Here is a 21,610-nt window from a genome sequence, read left to right as displayed (position 1 = left end):
GTTTATCAGAAGAAAAGAGAAAAGGAAAAGGTGTTCTTGAGATATACATCTTAAGAACACCTTTTTATTATTTCAACATAGAAAGCATAACCTTCTCTAGCTCTTCTTTATTTACATTCTTATCAAATACTGCTTCTCCTTGCTTCTCTAAACTATGATTAATAATGACAATTTGATATGCACTATCTTTCCCTTTTGCTGGAACAATCATCTTCATACCTTGTAAATTACTATCCGAGTGATGAGTAGCATAGAATATTTGATTCCCTTCTAGTTCGTACTTTTCTATATTTTCAGGCACTATAAACTGGTGGCTAAATGGGTCTTTGCTTTCCCCAAAAACTTGCGATTGAGAAATTGTATAATTCCCTTTCCTGTTTGTATATTCTAAATTAATAATTAATTCAGGTCTTCTCTTAATAAAATAACTTACATTTTCATTCTTCAGATTGTATCCTTCAATTGTGTACGTCGGCTTCTTAATTTGAAAATCAACATGTTCCTGCGCTTCCTTAACCGTATAATTTAAAGATTCATGCACTTTGTCATCAAATGGTTTTGCTTGATCATAAAGTGCATATAATTTGTCACGATCGGCTTTTGATAAACGCTCTTCTCTAAAAAATGTTGACTCGTAGTCAGAATCTCTCGGAGCCCCTTTTTTCTGTATATTAATAATTTCTTTAGATAATTTTATGTACTGCTGGAATTCATCTTTTGTTAAAGCCTTTTCAGCTAAATATATATAATCTGTCTTTTGTTCATACACTCTTGCTGAATAATGATATTCTTTTTTCGCATTTTCTTCTGTACCATACAGCATATCTACAGCATTTTGGAAAGCATCCTTTGACTGCTCTACTTTATCCTCTTGCTTTTCTTTTCCTTCCGTTGTACGTGCGTTGAATAAAGAAAGGGATGCTATAGCAACTATAGCAATAATCCCAAGTAAAGAAAGGCGATACGATTTCTTTTGGAATTTTTTAATCATAACGATTCTCCTTTTTAGTGTTCGTTTATTTCTACTTAAATTTGCTAGGCTTGGTACTTGATAGGAATAATGTTCTAGAAGGGTAATAATTGTATGACCGTATGCAATTTGTTCCTCTTTATCTATAAAAGTAAGTGCATATGCATCACAGGCTAATTCTTGATCTTCTCGCATACAAAAATAGGCGTACCAAAGAATCGGATTGAACCAATTTAATAGGATTAAACTGTACATAATCCAATTTACAGCTACATCGTTTCTCTTAATATGAGCTAACTCATGGTAAAAGACATATTGTAATTGTTGTTCATTTAATACTTTCATATGTTTTTTTGATAGTAATACTTTCGGACGAAAGAAACTAAACACAGTTGGGCTCGCAATCTTTCCCGCCAGACGTAACGAAACTGCCTTCTTTATTTTCATAGACTGCTTACAGCGATTAAACACTGTAACGACCTGTTCATTCGTAATATCCGGTTGTTTCTTTATGTACGAATATAACCGTCTATTTGTACGAAACGTAATATATGCTAATACGATGACCCCAGCTAGCCACACATACAAAGCAATTTTGTATAAAGAAAATGTAGTCTGTTGTTCCGAACTTACTTCTACTTCCGGTTCGCTAGTTTTTGTCACCATTTTAGGATTTGATTCCAATTCCACTTTACGGTCGCTTTCTATGTTCACTATATTCTCAGTAGCCGGCATATTTTTTGGAATAACTTCCGATACACTAGAACGATAGGAAAGTAATGAGTAAATGCTATAAGAGCTATCTGGCGACCACGGTAAAAGGAGTCTTACCATTAATACGATCCACAGCATATATTGCCACCGGGGTGTTAATTTATTTCTAAATAAAATTTTTATACATAAAATAAAACCCACTAATATGCTAGCCATAAGTGACGTTTCTATAAGCCAATCAAAAAAATGAGGAAGGTATACATTTATAAGCGTGTTTATCATTTTTATCGATCCTTCCTCTTATTCTCCTCTGTCTTCTCATCTAAAATGCGTTTTAATTCATTAATATCTTCTGAAGATAATTTCTCCTCTTTTAAGAAATTAACAAGTAATGGTTTAAACGCTGCACCGCAAAAACGTTTTAGTAAAGATTTCGTTTCCACTTGCAAATAATTATCTTGTGATACTAACGGATAATAAGCATACATTCGCCCTTTATCTTGATGGTAAGAAACGGCTTCCTTTTGTACTAATCGATTAATTAATGTGCGGATTGTTTTCGGTTTCCAGTCCATTGCATCTTCCAGTTCTTCTATAATTTCATTCGCTGTTTGTGGAGAACTCGACCAAAGTACTTTCATAATTTCTAATTCCGCTTCAGATATTTTAGGTAATTGATTTGTCATCGTATGTTTCACTCCTAAGTATTACATTTGTAATCTACAATCAAGATTACAAATGTAATACTTAATTGTCAACCATATTTTAGAAAAATTAATTCCAGCTAAACCTTACTTCACAACAACAAAATTCCTCTTTTTCAAATAATCAAATAAAAAAACAAGAAAATCTTTACAATTAATAGTAATATAGAAAATAGACAAGTTTATCAAAACAGTGGAGGCTTTTTCAGTCATGATGCGTGCGCTTCGTTTAAATATAAAGCAAGCTTTTTGTAATCGTGTTTCTTTAATTATTATGTTTAGTGGACTAGCTCTTATTTTTATTTACCATTATTATTATGTAATTCGTTACATTGGGGATGGAACGGATGCCTTTGTAACAACAGCTGTTAAATGGATTGGATTTCGCGACAATGAAATGGATGTTTATTTATTATTAATGCCCGTTATTGCTAGTTTCCCCTTTAGTACAAGTTACAATTCGGATAAATCAGATGGTTTTAAACCGTTTGTAAGTAAAGGGATTTCTTTGTTCCCTTATTCAGTAACGAAATATATCGTTACATTCTTTTGTGGCGGATTTCTTTATACATTTCCATTCATCTTATCGTTATTATTTTGCAAATTAACCATTCCAGACGGAGAACCGACTGCTGGTTCAGGCATTATAAATGATAATGGGATGTTTGCAAACTTATATTACGAATCTCCCCTCACTTACATTGCTGTATATATCGGAATTAATTTTTTATTTGCAGGTTTAATGGCCCTTTTAGGACTTGCAGCATCTGCGTGGTCACAAAAGGACTATATGGCGATTCTTTTCCCATTTGCAGTTGCCTCTATTCCTTACGTCCTGCTAAATACGATATTCCCTACAATAGGCGGAGCGCCTTTTCATTTATATGACCCAAAACAACCGTTGCATGGCATGTCTCCGTATATTTTAACGATGCAATGCACTTTCTTCCTCCTCGTTAGCTTAATCATGTATATACAAGGAGTAAAACGTGATAGAAAAAAATATAGACGAAGGTTGCAAAAAAGAGAGCGGTGTAGAAAAGCGTTTCAAACAATTTCAGACTAAATAATTAAACGAATAAGAGCGTAATTCCCTAAGTTAGATTGGGAATTACGCTCTTATTGTTAGTTCTCAAAAAAACTATACGCGATATTGCACATTTGTTTTGGCTGCTCCACTACTGTCCAATGTCCACAATTTTCAATCTCTAAAAATTCTATATGAGGTATGTATTCTATAAAATGTTCTTTTATAGTGGCAAGGGTTAAAATATCATGACTTCCTTGCGCAATTAATATTGGAATTTCCGAGAGCTTTTCTATTTGTTTAGTCACATCATAATTTTTCACCATATCTGCACCCAGTATTGTGTTAACTTCATTACTAAAAGTTGTTTTCTGTTTATAAGTTAAAGTTTCCATAGCAAACACATAATATGGATCTAACACTTGTAACATCTCGTATATAGAAGCCTCTCCTATTTTAATCTTCTCGCTTACTTCAGAAATAATTACTTTATCTTCTTCTGTTAACCTCTTCTGCAGTTCTTCACCAAATCTTTCTAACCCTTTTACATTAACTCCTATCGCAGCTGTTAAAAGTAACTTATTCACTCGTTCGGGATATGTAGTTGCATACAATAATGCAAGCATTGATCCCCATGATTCACCTAATACATTTATTTTTTCAAACCCTAATTGCACACGCAGTGCTTCTAAGTTTTCAACCTCACCCCTCATAGAATATTGATTATTCTTTGCTTCTTCCGATTCTCCACAACCTGTTTGATCATAAAAAACTAGTTGGAATTTTTCTGCTAGTGGCGCCATATAGGGAAGAAAAAATCGATGTTCACTTCCAGGGCCTCCATGAAGAAATATAATGGGTTCACCTTCTCCTAACATTTTTACATAAAGATTCGTACCGTTTGCATTTATCAATCGTATATTTTCAATATTCATATGATTATCCTCTCTTTTACGGTGTACCAGCCAATCCCCATAAAATAACAACCGCTACAAAATAAATCGCTTTAATCGCTACTACTAAACATAATGAAACAATTGCATATTTACTTAATTCTCTTCTTGCACCTATTAAAGTGAAAATAACCGCCAAACTAAATGTTATATAAGAAGCTGTTATATTAATTAAGTTATACGTAATATTTAGATTGCTTGTAAGTCCTGTTACATCAGCTACAAACTGAAGCATGACGATCGTACTAAAAAAAATTGCAAGCTGATTCATTAACTTTCCATTTATTTGTAACTGCATTGATGTCCCCCTTCTAAAAAACTAAATATTCAATCAATTTTATCATTAGATTACAAAAAAAGGAATCATCTCTTTATACTATTCTATAACAATGAAAAAAAAGAACGCTTAGTCACCTAAGCGTTCCTTTCTTTAAGAAGCTTTCTTCAAATCAATTTGAGCAAGTACTGGGTCATGGTCGCTTACACGTCCGTGCTCTTTCATTATGTTTGAGTTTAAGTGCACTGGATCTACAATTGTGTGCGGTGCGATGTTGTTTGTTACTAAAATATGATCTAACACTTGTGCATTTCCTTCGTGAATGTAAGTGTAACGATTCTCTTTCGGCACTGTGTTTAACATATCTTTTAAGATTGTTCCCTCTAGTGCTTTTAGTGGTTTAGAGAACTCGAAATCGTTCATATCACCTAACACGACAACTGGTGCATTCGTATTCTTTTTCTGAATTCCTTGCACGAAATGATTTACTTCTTGTGCTAACTGAATTCGTTTGTCTTCACTTTTTAATACGAGCGGCTGCACTTTTCCAAATGGCGTTGCATCCCCTAGTTTTGAGTTTAAGTGATTTGCAACGACAACAATGTTTTGTCCTTGGAACGTAAATTCTGCCGCTAACGGTTTACGTGTACTTTCAAATAATGGATTTTCGTCTCCAATACGAACAACATTTTTATCAAGTAACTTCGGTACCGGCGCTAATTTCACGCGTGATGGATTATAGAAGAAGCCGACGCGAATATTCGCTCCTGGTGCTCCTCCGTCTTGATTATTGTTTGGAGCGATTTCTACATACTCATACTTCGGTCCACGAATTTCTAGAACTGCATCAATGATACGTTTTGCGCTTAATGACGCATCTGTTGTACCGTCATTAATTGATCCGTTATTATCTTGCATTTCCTCTACACCGATAATATCTGGCATTTTTAAGTTGTATTTAATAGAATACGCTAACGCTTTTACTTTTTCATCTGTTGTTTCTTTTTTATTCGCTGAGAAGTTTTCAATGTTATATGTAGCAACCGTTAACTTATCAAGACGTGGCTGAATATTTGCGCCTACTTGCTTAAATCCACCATCCACTACAGCTGGCAGTTCTGTTATTGGCGAAATACGGAAAGAACCGTAATCATATCCTACTACCCCTGTTATATCTCCAGTGAAAGTATCTCCTACTTTTGCTACATAATCGCGAGGTACTTTTACAGAAAGACGCTCTGGGTTTAATTGATTTTCATCTAATAGAGGTGTCCCATATTGTGTTACTATTTTATCTCCACCATTTTTTACTGTTACATATAAATTCCCGTTTTTCTGAGGTGTAATAATTTTTGGTGTTGGCATCGTAACACGCATACCTTCTATACTTTCATAGAAGTCGATTGCATCTTCATTTGGATCAAATAAACCAAATGCATCATTATCAATAATCTGGTCCGGGATTTTCACACCGTTTTCTCCAAGTACAATCGGTGCTGGTAAAGTTTGATTTTTTGCGATTACAGCAACGCGACTCGCCTTAATTTCTGTCGTCGTTAAGTCTGTTTCAAATCGCTCTGCATATCCTGGTCCAACATATTCTTCTACTACTCCATCAACTTGAATAAGATCCCCTACTGCTACATTCGCATCTTTTTTATATACGTAAATACCTTCTGAAGTAGCTGGATCATTATCCGGCTGATTATCTTCTATATAAAAGCCGTTTTTATCAAGCGCTGTGACAACGCCTTCCACATTGTTTACTTTCTTCCCGTTGTAAGGAGACATATGTGATTTTCCTTGAATGTCATGAATACGAACCTGTTCATTATTTACGATAATAAATGAAAATGTCGAAATTGCTGAAGAAGTAAGTCCTTCTTTTTCTGCGATTGCTTTCACTACACTATTTTCATTCACTATAATTTGTCCATTATAACGAACGCTTTTATTAGTAGGATTAGAGCCATCTAACGTATAGTAGATTGTTGCGCCTTCTGTATTCGTCGTTAATGTTACCGCTGTTCCTTTAGCAACTTCTCCGCCGTTCGGTGAAGCTACTACATCGCTAACACGGTTTTGTCCTTCACCTTGAAACTTATAAGCTGTTACTGATTTTAGACCTGGGTTACTAAAATATAATTCAAGAGTCCCAATCAAACTAACTTTCTTCCCGATATTTTCAGGGTGATCTTTTACATTCACTGCCGTTCTCACATCACCTTTTGGCAACTGAACGGGCATGATTTTGTCTGGATTCGTTTCGTTTGGTGAATCTGCAATTGCTACGTTTGTATCATCAAACTTAGCTGGATCCTTCGTATATTTAGAAGAACTTTGCGTATATCCAACAATATATCCTTCCACAATCCCCTTCGTTTTCCCTTGCTGCTTAAATACTTGAATTGCTTTTTCTACTGACATAGAAGCAGTTTCTTCTGCTTGCGCTAAAGTTCCAGTAAATGAAAGCAATAGCAAGAATGATAAAAAGACGCTTAACAATTTCTTCACAGTCATTTTCCTCTCCCTATTTCATATTTTCTCAGCATTTCTATCATAACAAATGATTCGTTATATAGAACTATATTTCGACAAATTTTACAAAAGATTTATTTAATTTACAAGCTTTCAAACTATAATACAAAATAATAATTTTACACCTTCTACAAATGCACTCTATAATGTTAGAGAGAGAAAACAGAAAATATCGATATTTGATTGGCATGTAAAATGGATTCATTTGAATAGGAGTGATTGGATGGAAGTACAAACAGAAACATACCGCGCAGCTATGAATGGAACATTAGAACGTCATTTTTCAGATATGATTGCTGTTATACCAACTAGAATTACAATTGAGCAGTTAAAACACCGACTAGAAATTATCGCTACTAAAGTTGATGAGTTAAAAATTGTTTATAGTGATGAGACAAGCCTTATTGTTGAATTACATACGGGTGAAACAGTCATACCGTATGAAATGCATATTGATGAGGCGAACGACCCAGAAGAATATAAAATGTACAATAGACAAGATTCTACAATTGTAGATCGTAATTTTGAAGATGTGGCTTTCGGCACTGAAATTTTCACTCGTACGCTATTTGTAGGCGATGTACTGGACTGCTTTTTCCAGCAGTTACAGTTTTTATGGAATCTCGCCCCAGATTTGTTATTTGTAATCGATTCAAGTGCAGCAATGAAAGTGATATCTAGAAGCTATATTGAATATCACGTTGAAAATGAATTATTACCTGACATTCCTGACTTGTACGTTATTCATTCTGTTTATGAAGACGATAAAGATGATGAGCCTACGCAATATTGGTTTCATACACATGGTCTTTTAAGAGCAGGCGTAACTGAAATAGAGTTAATTATTCCAAATCGCATTTCTTCCTACTACGGCATTGGCGATCTCTTTCAAACATTTGCTAATAATGCCGTTGAGAATGGACAAGTCCCTATGAATGAGCCTATCGTTATCGCGCATAGTCAGCAAGGTTCTATACATACAGTCGCTGTTCCGTGGGAAAAAGGATTATCTTATATAGGGCATAAAACGAGTATGGACCAATTATCTTCAATCGAGGATGAAGAAGTGAAACTACAACCAATAGATGCACAAAATACATTCTTAGGCGGAATGGATGCCCGAGATGAATACCATCAATCTCCATCCGTTCTCTTATTCAAATTTAATACTTCAGAAGAATATATTGAAAGTTTTTTCAAAGAACACGAGGAAGCTACAGGGCTCATGTTCTATAAAACAAATAGTGAAACGGCTCGTATGGCTTACAATGCGAAAAATACTTTCGGGTATTTCAGTAACATTTTTCATATTGAACAATCAAATGAAGATTTTCGTTTCCTTGCTAAGTTTGGTGTCTCCTACGAAGAAGGAAAAAGTGAACATATGTGGTTTGAAATGCAAAACATTACGGAAGATTTCATTCAAGGAATACTCATTAATGAACCATATTTTATAAAAGATATGAGTGAAGGAAATAGTTATCATTTAGATTTTGATAACTTAACAGAGTGGGTTATTTATGCAGGAGATGCCGTTATAAAGCCAAATAACTTATATATGTTTATTGGCGAATAAATATTTTATATAATAAACGAAACGCCTTCAATATGATTGAAGGCGTTTCTTATAGTTTATTGTGCGATTAATTCAGCATCTATTACTTTCTCCAAATGAGATAATACACGCTTTGCAGCTTCCTCACCTTGATTAATACAATCTGGAAGTCCAGCACCAGCATAGGAGCTACCTGCCAAATATATACCAGGTAACTCTTTCTCCATAAATGTTGTGAGCTTTTTCATTCGCTCGTTATGACCTACTGTATATTGGGGCATCGCTTCTTTCCAGCGACTTACGATTGTAAACTCTGGATCCTCTGTAATATCCATCGTCTTTCTTAAATCTTCTAGTACAAGCTGAACGAGTTCTTCTTCAGTTTGTTCTACAACCGCTTCATCACCAGCACGTCCAACGTAACAGCGAAGGAGTATTTTTCCTTCTGGCGTTGTATGTGGCCATTTTTTATGCGTCCACGTACATGCTGTAATGGTGTAATCGCTATTTCGTGATACGACAAATCCTGTACCATTAATATCGCGCTGGATTGCAGATTTTGGGAAAGCAAGTGCGACATTCGCAACGGATGTGGATGGAATATTACGGAAGAAACGAAACTGCTTGTACTGAGCAAACATGGACGGCAATACTTTATGCGAAGTTGCCACTACGATGGCGTCCGCTTCTATTTCTTTTCCGTTACTAAGAGTAATCGTATAACCATCACCCTGTTTTGCAATTTTTTCAATGCGAGTTCCCTTTATTATCGTACCTTCATGCATCTTTGCTTCGAGAGATTTTACGATAGATTCTAAACCTGTTTTCACTGTTTGGAACATTCCCTTTTTCGGTTCAGCTTTCTCTTCTTTCGGAGCGAGCGTACGCATACCGAGTGAAATACTGCGATGTTTCTGCTCAATTTGATACATTTGCGGGAATGTTGACATTAAGCTCATTTCATCAATATCCCCTGCATAAATACCCGATAGTAACGGTTCTATTAAGTTTTCAACCACTTCATTTCCAAGACGATGTCTGAAAAATTGTCCGAGTGATTGGTCAGATACTGGCTTTGACCTCGGCATTAATAGATCAAAGCCAGCTCTTAGTTTACCAATTGGGGAGAACAGCCCGGAAAATAGAAACGGCGTAATTTGCGTTGGAATTCCCATCATTGATCCATTCGGCATTTTATGTAACCGATTGTTTACAAGGATAAATGATTGACCGGCTTGATTATTTACAAGTTCATCGCCGAGACCTAATTCTTTCACTAATCTAGCTGCACTTTCTTTTCGTGCTAAGAAAGAATCCGGTCCGCGCTCAATTGTAAATCCATCTTTTCGAACGGTTTGAATTTTTCCGCCTAGTTTACCCGATGCTTCTATAAGTAATGTATCAATCGGCAAGTTTTTTTCATGAAGATTTTTTTGTAAGTTATACATTGCTGTTAATCCAGTGATGCCTCCGCCGACGATCACAACTTTTTTCCTCAAGCAGGCTCCCCCTTTCTTCTTACAGTACAGATTCTTTTTTCTTTAATACAACATCTGTTAAACAATCAATAAATGCGTCCGATGCATTTGGCATTTCTGGACGATAATATTTCGCACCAATTTCATCCGTTACAACTTTACACTCAAAGTCGTTGTCATATAAAACTTCTAAATGTTCCGCAACAAATCCAACTGGTGCATATACGAATGAAGTATAACCGTGCTTTTCATTTAGTTCTCTCGTTAAATCTTGTACATCTGGACCAATCCAAGGATCTGGTGTGTTTCCTGCACTTTGCCAGCCTACTGCATAGTTTGCTACTTCAGCTCCGCGCGCGATATAGTCCGCTGTTTCATTTAATTGATTTGGATATGGATCGCCCATTGCAATAATTTTCTCTGGTAAGCTATGTGCAGATACGATTAATACTGCTTTTTCACGCTCTGCATCTGACATACCGTTATATATACCCTTCACTGCATCAACCCAGTACTGGATGAATTTCGGCTCTTTATACCAGCTATCAATGCCGTGAATTGTTAAGTTTCCAAGTTTCTCAGCTTCTTCTTGCGCTCGTCCAACGTATGATTTCACGCTAAACGTAGAATAGTGAGGTGCAAGAACAAGTGCGATTGCATCTTGTATTCCGTCGTTATGCATATCTTTCACCGCATCTTCAATAAACGGTTCAATATGTTTTAAGCCAAGGTACATATGGTACTCTACTTCATCTTGTACTTCATTTAAACGCTTCTCTAACTTCTTAGCTTGCTCTAATGTAATAGTAGCTAAAGGAGAAATACCACCAATTGCACGGTAACGCTCTGTTAAATCTTCCAGCATTTCAGGACTTGGCTTTCTTCCTCTGCGAATATGTGTATAGTAACGTTCAATATCTTCTTCTTTATATGGCGTTCCGTATGCCATTACAAGCAAACCAATTTTCTTTTTCATACAGCAATTCTCCTTTACTTCGCTAACTGCCCTTTAGAGTATTCATGAATAAATGTAGTTAAACGTTTTAATGTATCCGGATTTACTTCTGGGAATACACCGTGACCTAAGTTAAAGATATAACCCGGCTGTTTCATCCCTTGATCTAAAATACCTTTTACATGTTCTTCAATAACAGACCATGGTGCAAGTAAGAATGAAGGGTCCATATTACCTTGTACCGCCTTATGAACGCCACGTGCACGTGCTTCTTCAATCGGTAAGCGCCAGTCTAAGCCGACTACATCAAGCGGTAAGTCGTGCCACTCATTCACTAAGTGTGCAGCTCCTACGCCGTGCATAATCATCGGTACACCCATCTTACGAACTTCTGCAAAAATACGCTCCATTGCTGGTTTAATAAATACGCGATAATCTGCTACATTTACTGTTCCAACCCAAGAATCGAAAATTTGAACTGCTTTTGCTCCTGCGTTAATTTGCGCTTTTAAATATGTAATAACCATATCTGCTAGTTTATCCATTAAAGCGAACCAAGCTTTTGGCTCTGCATACATGAACGCTTTCGTATTATGGTAGTTACGAGATGGACCGCCTTCAATCATATAGCTCGCTAATGTAAATGGAGCTCCTGAAAAGCCGATTAACGGTACGTCTAACATTTCTGTCGTTAATAAACGAATTGTATCTAGTATGTATGGTACGTCATCTTCTGGATTGATTTCCCCTAGTTTTTCTACGTCTTGTAAAGAACGGATTGGATTATCGATAACTGGGCCAATACCTGATTTAATTTCTACGTCCACACCAATTGCAGGTAGTGGTGACATAATATCTTTATAAAGAATTGCTGCGTCTACGTTATATTGATCAACCGGCAATTTTGTAACGTAAGCACATAACTCTGGATTATGTGTAATTTCAAATAAAGAATACTTTTCTTTAATCTTTCTATATTCCGGCTGTGAACGACCTGCTTGACGCATATACCATGCTGGTACATAATCGGTACGTTCCCCCCTACATGCTTTTAAAAATGTCTCATTTATAGTTCTTACCAAGACCGTTGCTCCCTTCCTTACCAATGCTTCGAATACGCTCGATATTTATCTTTTTTTACTATACAGCTTGTAAAAACAAAATGCATAATATTATGTACGTTGTTCATTAAATTGACACAAACATTCTTAAAAACGCTTACTATTTTCACAACATTCTTATTATAACACAGAGAAAAACTATGGTTTAGCTACTTTTGACTTTTCTCCTTCGCGATTCGTTTGTGTATTATATGGTACAACGTAAAAGCTCGGTTTTGAAAATATGTTAACGAACTTTTCCTCATATTCTCCAGCACCGTTTACAGTGCTAACATGCGTATGAATTCCATTCTCCACTCTATAGATTCGGTACATAATTCTGTTATCTGGAAGTGGCGTCCAGCTTAATTTTGCTTTAAATAAACCGAAAGGACTAAATGATAGTTTCATTTTTACATCTTCAATTCTTCGCAGCCGAATCGGAGCACCGATTGTTTCCACACCTTCAGGCTTCATAAACTTCTCTTTATGTTCTACATTAGCCTTCGTTAAAATTTTCTTAAATAATTTTGTCGCAGATGCACTTTCTCCTTGCAACTGATGCTCCTTATCCGTGCGGTCATAACCAATCCAAACAGCGCCTACTAAGTTCGGTGTATAGCCGACGAACCACATATCTCTTGCTCCCTTATCGTCATTTGGCAATGAAGTTGTACCTGTTTTCCCAGCTAACGCACCGTTATATACACCAACTCTCGCTGTTCCTTCCTTCACAACTCCTTCTAACATTTTCGTCATATACCATGCTGTCTGCTTCGAGAAGATTTTCGTCTCTACTTTTGGAGATTCCCCAATGACTGCACCGTGTCTATTTAATACTTTATCAATAACGTGCGGCTCGATAATATTTCCATTTGCTAAAAATGAACGGTACATTTTTACAAGATCAAATGTTGAAACGCCATTTTTCAATCCGCCAAGCGCTGTACTTAAACCAGCATCTGCAATATAGACATTTCCTTTTTCTAAATACTGCTTTCCTTCTTCTACCCCTAACTCATTTAATAAAGAAACTGCTGGTACGTTTGCCGACTCTAAAATCGCATCATACATCGTCATTTCTTTTGAATACTCATGATTATAATTTCGAGGTTCATACCCTTCAAAAGAATTTCTTTCATTTGTTAATAAAGAATACGGATTATACTTTTTCGTTTCTAGTGCTGGTGCATAAACGATAAGTGGTTTTAAAACAGATCCGGGCTGCCTTTTGGCAAAAACACGATTAAATCCTCTCGGGACGTACTTTCTTCCCCCAATCGCCGCTTTAATCCCTCCCGTGCGATTATCCATTAATAAAAACGCACCTTGCGCCCCTTCTTCTTTCCCAGGAAAATTCCTTGCATCTTGAAACTGGTTATATGCTACCTTTTGAATTTTTTCATCCATAGGTACGACAAACGTATATCCTCCGCGAAGTACTTCTTGATGAGACAATCCGTATAAACGAGCGGCTTCATCTATGACCATATCAATATACGGCATATATGCAAGCTCATTCTCATCTAAATTTTTATATAGAGCAATTGTCTTCCCTTGATAACGAACGCTTTCTTCTGCAGTCAAATAGCCTTGTTTATGCATAAGTGACAACACTAGATCGCGGCGTTCCTTACTCTTCTCTGCAGAGTAGTACGGTGAATATCCGTTTGGTGACTTCGGAAGGCCTGCAAGCATTGCCCCTTCCTCTACTGTTAAATCCTCAACATTTTTATTAAAATACAACTTTGCTGCCGCTTGAATACCGTAAGCCCCATGACCAAAATAAATATGATTCATATACATTTCAAGAATTTGTTGCTTCGTATATTTTTGCTCTAATTGAAGAGAAATTGCGACTTCCTTCAATTTGCGCGTAAATGTTTTTTCACGAGTTAAAAAGACATTTTTAGCAAGTTGCTGCGTAATGGTACTACCGCCCTCTACCTTTTCTCCAGCTAACGTATCTTTATAAAGAGCCCGGAATATAGACGGATAATCAATTCCTTGATGCTCATAAAAACGGGAATCTTCCACCGCAACAAACGCTTGCTGCACATACTTCGGAATTTGCTCGACTGGTACGAGTTCCCTATTTTCTACGTATAATTTCGTAATTTCTTTTCCTTTCTGGTCAACAATACGTGATGAAGAGTGGAAAACGAGCTGCTTTTCATCCATCATATAGCCACCAGCTAACACGATAAGTTTATAGAGTACAATTGCTACTACAAACGTTGCGACGCCGCCTAATAAAGTCCACTTTACTTTCTTCATACATCGTCCTTCTTTCCAAATGATGGTACATTTATTATTTGAAAAAGAAGTATCTTTATGTATATAATCTTCGAAGTTTTTTAAGAGAGTTGATATAATAGAAACAAACTATTAAGGGGGCATTAAAATGAAGGCGATTATTTCATACGAAACACCTCTAGAACAATCACATTTCACTGCAAAAAATGATGAGAAAAATATGTTTTATAAAGAAAATACAGAAGAATCTGTAGAAGGCTCACTTCAGTATGACGTACTAGATGCTGTCGGTGAATTTAAAGGACAATCTGGCTATATCGTTTGTAACAACATTTCTGTCACAGACGAAGGTCGCCCAGTATTTGAAAACCGCTTTAAAAACCGCGCAGGCCTTATTGAAAACGAACCAGGATTCCAAGCGATCCGTGTTCTACGCCCATTAAGTAACGATACATATGTCATCTTAACGATGTGGGAAACAGAGCAAAACTTTAAAGACTGGACAGAATCACGTTCATTCGAAAATGCTCATAAAAAACGTCCCACGCAAGCAGAAGGACAAGCTCCAGCGCATCCACATGCGGAACAGCAAAAGAGTATTTTCTCTCGTCCTTCTTTTGTGACTACTTTTGATGTGTTAGTTTAATTAAAAAGTAATACAACACTAGCAGTACGTGAAATTATATTAACGATTTTTCGAATATATCTATCACATCTTGAAATATATCAACGATTTTTCGAATATATCTATCACATCTTGAAATATATCAACGATTTTTCGAATATATCTATCACATCTTGAAATATATCAACGATTCGACTAAAGATATCCATTTAATAACAAAAAGGAAACACCATTACACACCGGTGTTTCCTTTTTCTTTGTACCAATTATATATACGAAGTGTGTCCTCTTTTCGCATGTGCTTCACTTTATAACGATGCCCCGCTACCGATACGACAGCTGTACATAACTCGTCTTTCTTTTGAAAATACGATTGATTGTACCCCACTGCTTGAACATGTCTTCTACGCATGATTCCTGTATATTTCGCAAGACCTCTGTATACCATTGTTAATTGGTTTTCTTTCATCATATAACCGCCGCTAGTATAACGAGCGTATGCGAGTATTGTAAATGCGATACATAGCGGGATAAGAGTGAACAATGCAATATGCTGTTTAAAATATATACTTGCACCGGCAATTGGCACAGCGAGCACAGCACTTGTAATCCAGCCCATGATGATGTAACGGCGCAATGCCGCTTTCGGTAAATGAACGATTTCCTCCTCCATTTCATACGGCAACTGTAAATATGCGAGTAACTGCTGCACATTTTTTTTCTTCATAAAAGGATGTAGCATCACTTCATTCCCAGCGGATTCTATACTTTGAATGACTTCTACTTCGACAGAACAATACCCGATAGGCTGGCGAAGTATTCCTTCTTTCACAGTAATTGCTTGAATGCGGTGTAATTTTAACACAAACTCTTTCTTATCAAATAACCCTTGTACGATTCGAATTTCATTTCCGTTTCGCTCAATTTTAAAGTTTGCATATTTTAACGCATAGCCCGCTGTTGAAATAATCCAAGAAATTGCCATTAAAATTGCGGCCATAACGATTAATTCATATACACCGTTATCCATCACATACGCTTCCACTTTATTGATGAGCCATTCTGGTAGAAATTGATTAAACTCTGTGTAAAGGATTACTAACATAGAAAACACTAATCCAAATCTACCAGATGTAATAGATGCGAATAAAATTTCTTTCGCTGTTAACTGATAAACTGTCTTACTACCTTCTCCCGCAGGCACCTCTTCAGCCACAACGCTTCTTTCTTTATGTAATAAAGCAATTAGTCCCTTCGCTTCATCTTCTTTAATACCAGCTAACATCACTTCTGGCTCACTACCGCCGCCTGCAACTTCTATATTTAATTTTGTAAGTCCAAGTATTTGATAAATGATGTTAGAAGATGTACTAACATTTTGCACACGTTCTTTATTTAAGTAGCTTTCTTTCTTAACAAACACACCATGCTTTATGTGTAAAATATTATTTTCAACCCAATACACCTTGAAATACCATTTTATAGCTGAGAAAATAGCCATAATAAATAATAAGGCCAAGAGAACAAGATGAAATAAATACCAAGGTTCCACTTCACCATCTGAGCGAAATAGAACAAGCAAAATAAAAGGCAACAAACTCGCAACCCTAATACCTAACAATATCGTGATCGGATGTTGCCTCTTATACATCCTCATCACTCACTTTCGCAAGTTCTCCAATTTGTCTTTTCAGCTGTTCTGCTTCTTCTTTCGTTAAACCTGGAATACTATGAGACGTTGCGGCTGTTGAAATGTGTAATTCTGCTAAATTATACTTTCTCATAATCGGACCTTGCTCAATCGTTACGTGCTGCACACGGATCATCGGAATAAGTACGCGTTTTACAACGAACATTCCCTTTTGAATCTCAATCTCTTCTTCATTTAATCTGTAACTATAATAGCGCTGACGTAAATTTGGAAACACAAAATAATCAAGTGGAATAAATATAATGGCTCCTGTTACTAATAGTCCAAACAACCAGCCCCACCAGTTAAAGTTAATCATAAAAAAGAAATACGCAATTACGACTGTTAGTATAACTGCCGCCCCAATTAAAGCGTGAATCCTCCACACTTTCAGCATATTAGAATGAATCTCCCTTTCTAACGGCTGCATCCCATCACTCCAATTCTATGAATTTATTACTTATATATTATCAAAAAATAAGGTTTTATATACAATTTTGTAAATTTATAGTCAAATAAAAATAGTTGAATCAAAAGCATGTTAAAAAACATACCTCAGTTTTTAAAATTACATATTATAAATATGAATTATATTGAACCAAATAAACCCTGCATGATTCATGCAAGGTTTATCGTTTTATACTCAATATATTTCATTATTGTTGAGATATACTAGCATCGCTTTCAATTCGCTTTTCTTTTTGGCTCAGTTTTTTATCTTTAGATTTTTTTAATGTTAAAGTCATGCCAATAAAAATAAAAAGAATTCCTGTTATTTGCATTAAAGTTGGACGGAATCCAGTAAGTACAGTATCTAATAATATTGCCACTGCCGGATCTAAAAAAACTAATATTGAGATTGTTTTTGTAGATAAATGGCGTAAACTATCAAAAAACAGATAATACACTATCCCTGTGTGAATAAAACCAGTAGCTATAATATATGTCCAATTACTTTGAGTGAGGCCACTAAAAGCATCTAAATCTATAAATGGTATTAAAAGAAATATCCCCAAGAATGTTTGTAAAAATGTCATTGCATACGCACTCATTTTGTTAATCCCTTTACCAAATAAAGTTGTAAATGCATAAAAGAGAGCTGCAAGAAATCCCCATATCATACCTGAAGACATTAATGAACCGAAAGAGAAGCTTCCATCGATACCAGCAATTAATAAAGCTCCCACAAAACACACAACTATTGAAATGATAGATATTAATGTTAATTTTTCTTTAAAGACGATACTTCCAATTAACAGTACAATTACTGGTGCAAGATGATAAACTGAGATAGCAATTGTAACTGACATATTTTCAAAGGCTTTAAATAAGAAAACCCAATTAAATACTAAGAAAAAACCACATATTAAAACTTGAATAACTTCTTTTCGTTCCCATTTATCTTGTTTATATTGCCCTGTAAGCAACCAGCATACACTTAAAAATATTGTCGCAAAAATACACCTTACAAACACTAATTCAAACGAAGGTAAGTTTGTTTGAACAGAAAAAAATCCAACTGATCCAAAGATAACCATTGATGCTATCATCTTTAAGGCCGGTACCGTTTTCTCTTGCTTAAAACTTTTTTGAAGCAAATTAATTCCCCTCCAATAAAAACTCGGTTTATAGTGAGAAAAACACCAGCCTAAAAAAGGACAGGTGCTTTTCCTCAAAAACACTCAATTACAAATTTTTCCCTGCAGTCCAACCACCATCAATTACAAAATTAGAACCAGTAATAAAGCGGGCCTGATCAGAAATCAAGTAATCAATACATGAAACAATATCCTGCGGCAACCCCCAAGTATCTAAAGATTGATTACTTTTTATCATAGACATCAAGGCTTTATTACTAAAGTATTCTTCTGTAAGTTCAGTTCTAATAACACCGGGAGAAATACTATTTACTCTTATATTTTGCTTCCCAAATTCCATAGCCATCTGTTTAGTCAATCCGATTAAGGCATGCTTTGATGCCACATAAGCAGCTCGCTCTGGTTCAGCCATTAATCCAGAAACCGATGCTATATTCACAATACAACCTTTTATTTTCGATTCACACCATCGCTTAGCTACTTCCCTAGAAAGGATAAATGGGGCTACTAAATTTACATCAATTACTTTTTTAAACATATCATCGGATAAATGTAAAACAGGTGTTATCTCTCGAATACCAGCTGCATTTATTAATATATCAGGAGAAAGCTTTTCTAAATCTAATTGAGTAAAAAGATTATGAATCGCTTCGCTATTACTTAAATCAATTTGCACTACTTTCAAAGGCATATCTGTTTTCATATAATCTATTAAGTTATTATTATTAATATCAAGAGCTATTACATGAAATGATTTTTCTAAAAAATATTTTATACAAGCATGACCTATACCGCTATTGGCTCCAGAAATCATAATTATTTTATTCTCTCTCATTTTGTCTCCTTATAAGAAAATGTTACTAATAAAATATCACGAAAAGCCTCCGTACTACATTCTGTTCCAAGTGGCGTTACGGCATGGAAGACCTTTTGTCCAAATACTAAAGTTTCTAACGGCTCCTTCAAACTTATAAACTGATTAATTTCCCGAGGAGAATTAGCTATTAAATTATCTCCACCAATAGCTGTATTACTTAAATTCATAAGGTGTAAAAACACTACTGGTTCATCATCTTTATGTAACCAAAGAGGTGAACTAAAAGATGGTCTTTCTTTAGTAGCTTTATATCTTACTTGATGTAAACCTATAATTAAGTCTTTACTTGTATCTATTATATTTGTTTTAAATGCAAATTCAGTATCGAAACGCACCATATTTTGAATTAAAGGATTATATAAAAAGCTATCATTTATGCTATTAAACTGTCTAACTTTCCCGCCATCATCATAGTTATATTCTTTAGATTGGAAGTAATCATTACTATTATCTAAAATATAATCTGGTGAATCAACATACTTTATATACCTTGAATAAGATCTAGCACGGCATTCACCGTACGCATCATCTTCCAAATTATAATAATCTAACTGTGCTTGTGTTAATAAGCGATGATTCTCTTCCTCTTGTAAAAAGATTTCATTTGAGATTTCAAGGAATCCTTTAGATTCAAATTCATGTACCTTTTCTTCTATGCTAAATCCACTCATTTTACTAAGAACAAACGTCATTATAAAAACCTCCACACTATTGTATTTTTCTATCTCACCCTATGTTAGAAATGCAATAAGTAACCGAGATTCTTGCTTAATAAAATTAAAAATTATGATATTCAATTAATACACAAAATGAAATATATGTAATCCATTAACACTATCTCTTAAGCAATATTATATATCCTTTTGGATATATTTTCTAATTATCTGAAGATTTATCAACATTAGTCTTAATATTCAAAATTAAAGAAATGGATTTTTCAGAAAGATAAAACTTCGAGTATTGTAATTATTTATGTATATAATTTTTTTAAAAATTATATTTTAAATATAGCTAGTTTTTTATAAATTTTTTGATATAATTACATACGGGAAAAGGGAAGAATTTTGTCTTCCCTTGTGTTTTTATTTGCATCTAGTACTTTTGCTAGATGCTTTTTTTATGCTAAAAAAGGTATCCTCAAATACTTTGAGGATACCTTTTCCATCAATTTAGTGCAGTTCAATAATTGTACCATCTTCGAATACTTTGAATACTCCAGTAAATCCTGGTCCAGCTGCGCCTTCTATTTTATATGTCGTACGCACTCTAATTTGATAATATTTCTTTCCATTCTCTACTTGCGTATTCTCTAGCGTGTAATCATAGTCTTCTTTATATTCATTTTTAATATATTCTTTAGCTTTCTCAAAAGTAAATGCATTTTGATTTTTTTCTGCCTCTACCTTCTGATTCTTTTCTGTCTCAGTTTTTTGGTTCTTTTCAGTCGCTACCTTTTGATTTTTTTCTGTCTCTGCTTTTTGATTCTTTTCAGTCGCTACCTTTTGATTTTTTTCTGTCTCTGCTTTTTGATTCTTTTCTGTTGCTACCTTTTGAGTCGTTACTGCAGTGTTTTTTTGTGCCTTCGCTGGTGCTTCACTTTTTGCATTTTTTTCTTCTTCATTAATTTTAGTAACTAATCCTACCGCTTTTTTATTATATTCTTCAAGTTTCTTGTTATCTTTTGTTTCTGCAACTAGCTTATTTAATATATCTTTTGCTTCTGCATAATTTTTCTTACTTATTAACTCTTCACTTTTCGTCAGTTGCTCGCTATACTTCTTTTTTTGTTCTAAGATGGCTAGTAATGCTGTTCGTTCTTCCTTTGCTTGTTTTATAAGCGTAGTATTTCCATTCTTCATGTTCTCTACTTTTTCAAATGACTTGATTGATTCTTCTATCTTTGTTTCTTCTTTTAACTTTACAGCTTCAATCATTACTTTCGTTTGTTCTACTAGAACTTTTGCATCTGAATCATCTTTTTTCTCATCTAGCGCTTGTTCAAATGATGATAAGGCATTTTTATATTCTTTATTTGTTAACGCGGTCTTTCCTTCATCCATTGCTTTTTCAAAATTACCATTACTACATCCAGCTAACATTAAAAACGTAAGTCCAATTACCATTAATAACTTTTTCATTTTCTCTCCTCCTATATATCCCTAAAACAATAACAGCATATGTATAAAAGTCTGTGTAGTAATTAGACTGAAAGTAAATATGTACTACGTTGTGTGTGGGAAAGGAAGTACATTTCATTTACTATCATTACTTAAAACCCCTAAATAGTTGGTTT

At 35.0% G+C, this 21,610-nt stretch carries 18 protein-coding genes; 3 read left to right on the top strand and 15 right to left on the bottom strand.

The window, feature by feature from the left end; genetic code table 11:
* Positions 1-67 precede the first annotated feature (67 nt).
* Positions 68-1,966: a M56 family metallopeptidase gene (locus ACUXVC_RS05445; RefSeq protein WP_144465811.1), complete on the bottom strand. Its 1,899-nt coding sequence runs from the start codon at positions 1,964-1,966 to the stop codon at positions 68-70.
* A gap of 2 nt (positions 1,967-1,968) precedes the next feature.
* On the bottom strand, positions 1,969-2,370 hold the full coding sequence (locus tag ACUXVC_RS05440; protein ID WP_000184509.1) for a BlaI/MecI/CopY family transcriptional regulator: 402 nt from the start codon (positions 2,368-2,370) through the stop codon (positions 1,969-1,971).
* Positions 2,371-2,599: 229 nt separating this feature from the next.
* On the opposite strand from ACUXVC_RS05440, the gene ACUXVC_RS05435 reads away from it, so the two are divergent.
* Positions 2,600-3,454, top strand: coding sequence for a hypothetical protein (locus tag ACUXVC_RS05435; protein WP_071739496.1), 855 nt, complete (start codon positions 2,600-2,602; stop codon positions 3,452-3,454).
* Positions 3,455-3,513: 59 nt separating this feature from the next.
* On the opposite strand, the gene ACUXVC_RS05430 is transcribed toward ACUXVC_RS05435, so the two are convergent.
* The 3 genes from ACUXVC_RS05430 to ACUXVC_RS05420 form a co-directional block, all read right to left on the bottom strand.
* Positions 3,514-4,350, bottom strand: a complete 837-nt coding sequence (locus tag ACUXVC_RS05430) for an alpha/beta fold hydrolase (protein ID WP_048656896.1) — start codon at positions 4,348-4,350, stop codon at positions 3,514-3,516.
* A 16-nt stretch (positions 4,351-4,366) separates the two neighbouring features.
* Positions 4,367-4,666 (bottom strand): hypothetical protein, encoded by a 300-nt coding sequence (locus ACUXVC_RS05425; RefSeq protein WP_141241107.1) that lies wholly within the window; start codon positions 4,664-4,666, stop codon positions 4,367-4,369.
* Positions 4,667-4,798: 132 nt separating this feature from the next.
* Positions 4,799-7,165 (bottom strand): DUF6359 domain-containing protein, encoded by a 2,367-nt coding sequence (locus ACUXVC_RS05420; protein WP_144465812.1) that lies wholly within the window; start codon positions 7,163-7,165, stop codon positions 4,799-4,801.
* A 241-nt stretch (positions 7,166-7,406) separates the two neighbouring features.
* Here ACUXVC_RS05420 and ACUXVC_RS05415 point away from each other — a divergent pair, with 241 nt between their 5' ends.
* Positions 7,407-8,759 carry a DUF4026 domain-containing protein gene (locus tag ACUXVC_RS05415; protein ID WP_095691268.1) on the top strand — a complete coding sequence of 451 codons (1,353 nt, stop codon included), beginning with the start codon at positions 7,407-7,409 and terminating at the stop codon, positions 8,757-8,759.
* 56 nt (positions 8,760-8,815) lie between these two features.
* Here ACUXVC_RS05415 and hemY read toward each other — a convergent pair whose 3' ends face one another.
* From hemY to ACUXVC_RS05395, 4 genes are all read right to left on the bottom strand, one after another.
* Positions 8,816-10,237, bottom strand: coding sequence for a protoporphyrinogen oxidase (gene hemY / locus ACUXVC_RS05410; protein ID WP_144465813.1), 1,422 nt, complete (start codon positions 10,235-10,237; stop codon positions 8,816-8,818).
* Positions 10,238-10,256: 19 nt separating this feature from the next.
* A complete protein-coding gene (hemH, locus tag ACUXVC_RS05405) occupies positions 10,257-11,192 on the bottom strand; it encodes a ferrochelatase (RefSeq protein WP_089170562.1) in 936 nt (311 codons plus the stop codon).
* Between the two features lie 14 nt (positions 11,193-11,206).
* Entirely contained in the window at positions 11,207-12,253 is a 1,047-nt protein-coding gene (gene hemE / locus ACUXVC_RS05400; protein ID WP_000252605.1) for a uroporphyrinogen decarboxylase, read from the bottom strand.
* A gap of 177 nt (positions 12,254-12,430) precedes the next feature.
* Positions 12,431-14,548, bottom strand: coding sequence for a transglycosylase domain-containing protein (locus tag ACUXVC_RS05395; protein ID WP_144465814.1), 2,118 nt, complete (start codon positions 14,546-14,548; stop codon positions 12,431-12,433).
* A 127-nt stretch (positions 14,549-14,675) separates the two neighbouring features.
* Here ACUXVC_RS05395 and hmoB point away from each other — a divergent pair, with 127 nt between their 5' ends.
* Entirely contained in the window at positions 14,676-15,173 is a 498-nt protein-coding gene (gene hmoB, locus ACUXVC_RS05390; RefSeq protein WP_000644097.1) for a heme-degrading monooxygenase HmoB, read from the top strand.
* Positions 15,174-15,384: 211 nt separating this feature from the next.
* On the opposite strand, the gene ACUXVC_RS05385 is transcribed toward hmoB, so the two are convergent.
* From ACUXVC_RS05385 to ACUXVC_RS05360, 6 genes are all read right to left on the bottom strand, one after another.
* Positions 15,385-16,803, bottom strand: coding sequence for a PH domain-containing protein (locus tag ACUXVC_RS05385; protein ID WP_075720109.1), 1,419 nt, complete (start codon positions 16,801-16,803; stop codon positions 15,385-15,387).
* Positions 16,796-17,272, bottom strand: a complete 477-nt coding sequence (locus ACUXVC_RS05380; RefSeq protein ID WP_001182719.1) for a PH domain-containing protein — start codon at positions 17,270-17,272, stop codon at positions 16,796-16,798. The genes ACUXVC_RS05385 and ACUXVC_RS05380 overlap by 8 nt, the downstream gene beginning before the upstream one ends.
* A 226-nt stretch (positions 17,273-17,498) precedes the next feature.
* The gene (locus ACUXVC_RS05375; protein ID WP_000939632.1) at positions 17,499-18,440 is read right to left on the bottom strand and encodes a DMT family transporter; all 942 of its coding nucleotides are present in this window, start codon (positions 18,438-18,440) and stop codon (positions 17,499-17,501) included.
* A gap of 88 nt (positions 18,441-18,528) precedes the next feature.
* Positions 18,529-19,275, bottom strand: a complete 747-nt coding sequence (locus ACUXVC_RS05370) for an SDR family NAD(P)-dependent oxidoreductase (protein WP_001208939.1) — start codon at positions 19,273-19,275, stop codon at positions 18,529-18,531.
* On the bottom strand, positions 19,272-20,009 hold the full coding sequence (locus ACUXVC_RS05365; RefSeq protein ID WP_144465816.1) for a 2OG-Fe dioxygenase family protein: 738 nt from the start codon (positions 20,007-20,009) through the stop codon (positions 19,272-19,274). The genes ACUXVC_RS05370 and ACUXVC_RS05365 overlap by 4 nt, the downstream gene beginning before the upstream one ends.
* Positions 20,010-20,486: 477 nt before the next feature.
* Positions 20,487-21,455, bottom strand: a complete 969-nt coding sequence (locus tag ACUXVC_RS05360) for a hypothetical protein (protein WP_144465817.1) — start codon at positions 21,453-21,455, stop codon at positions 20,487-20,489.
* Positions 21,456-21,610 lie beyond the last annotated feature (155 nt).

The organism is Bacillus sp. N6 (assembly GCF_052805735.1).
Note: the sequence above shows the minus strand (reverse complement) of the source record. Positions and strands in the feature narration are given on the sequence as shown.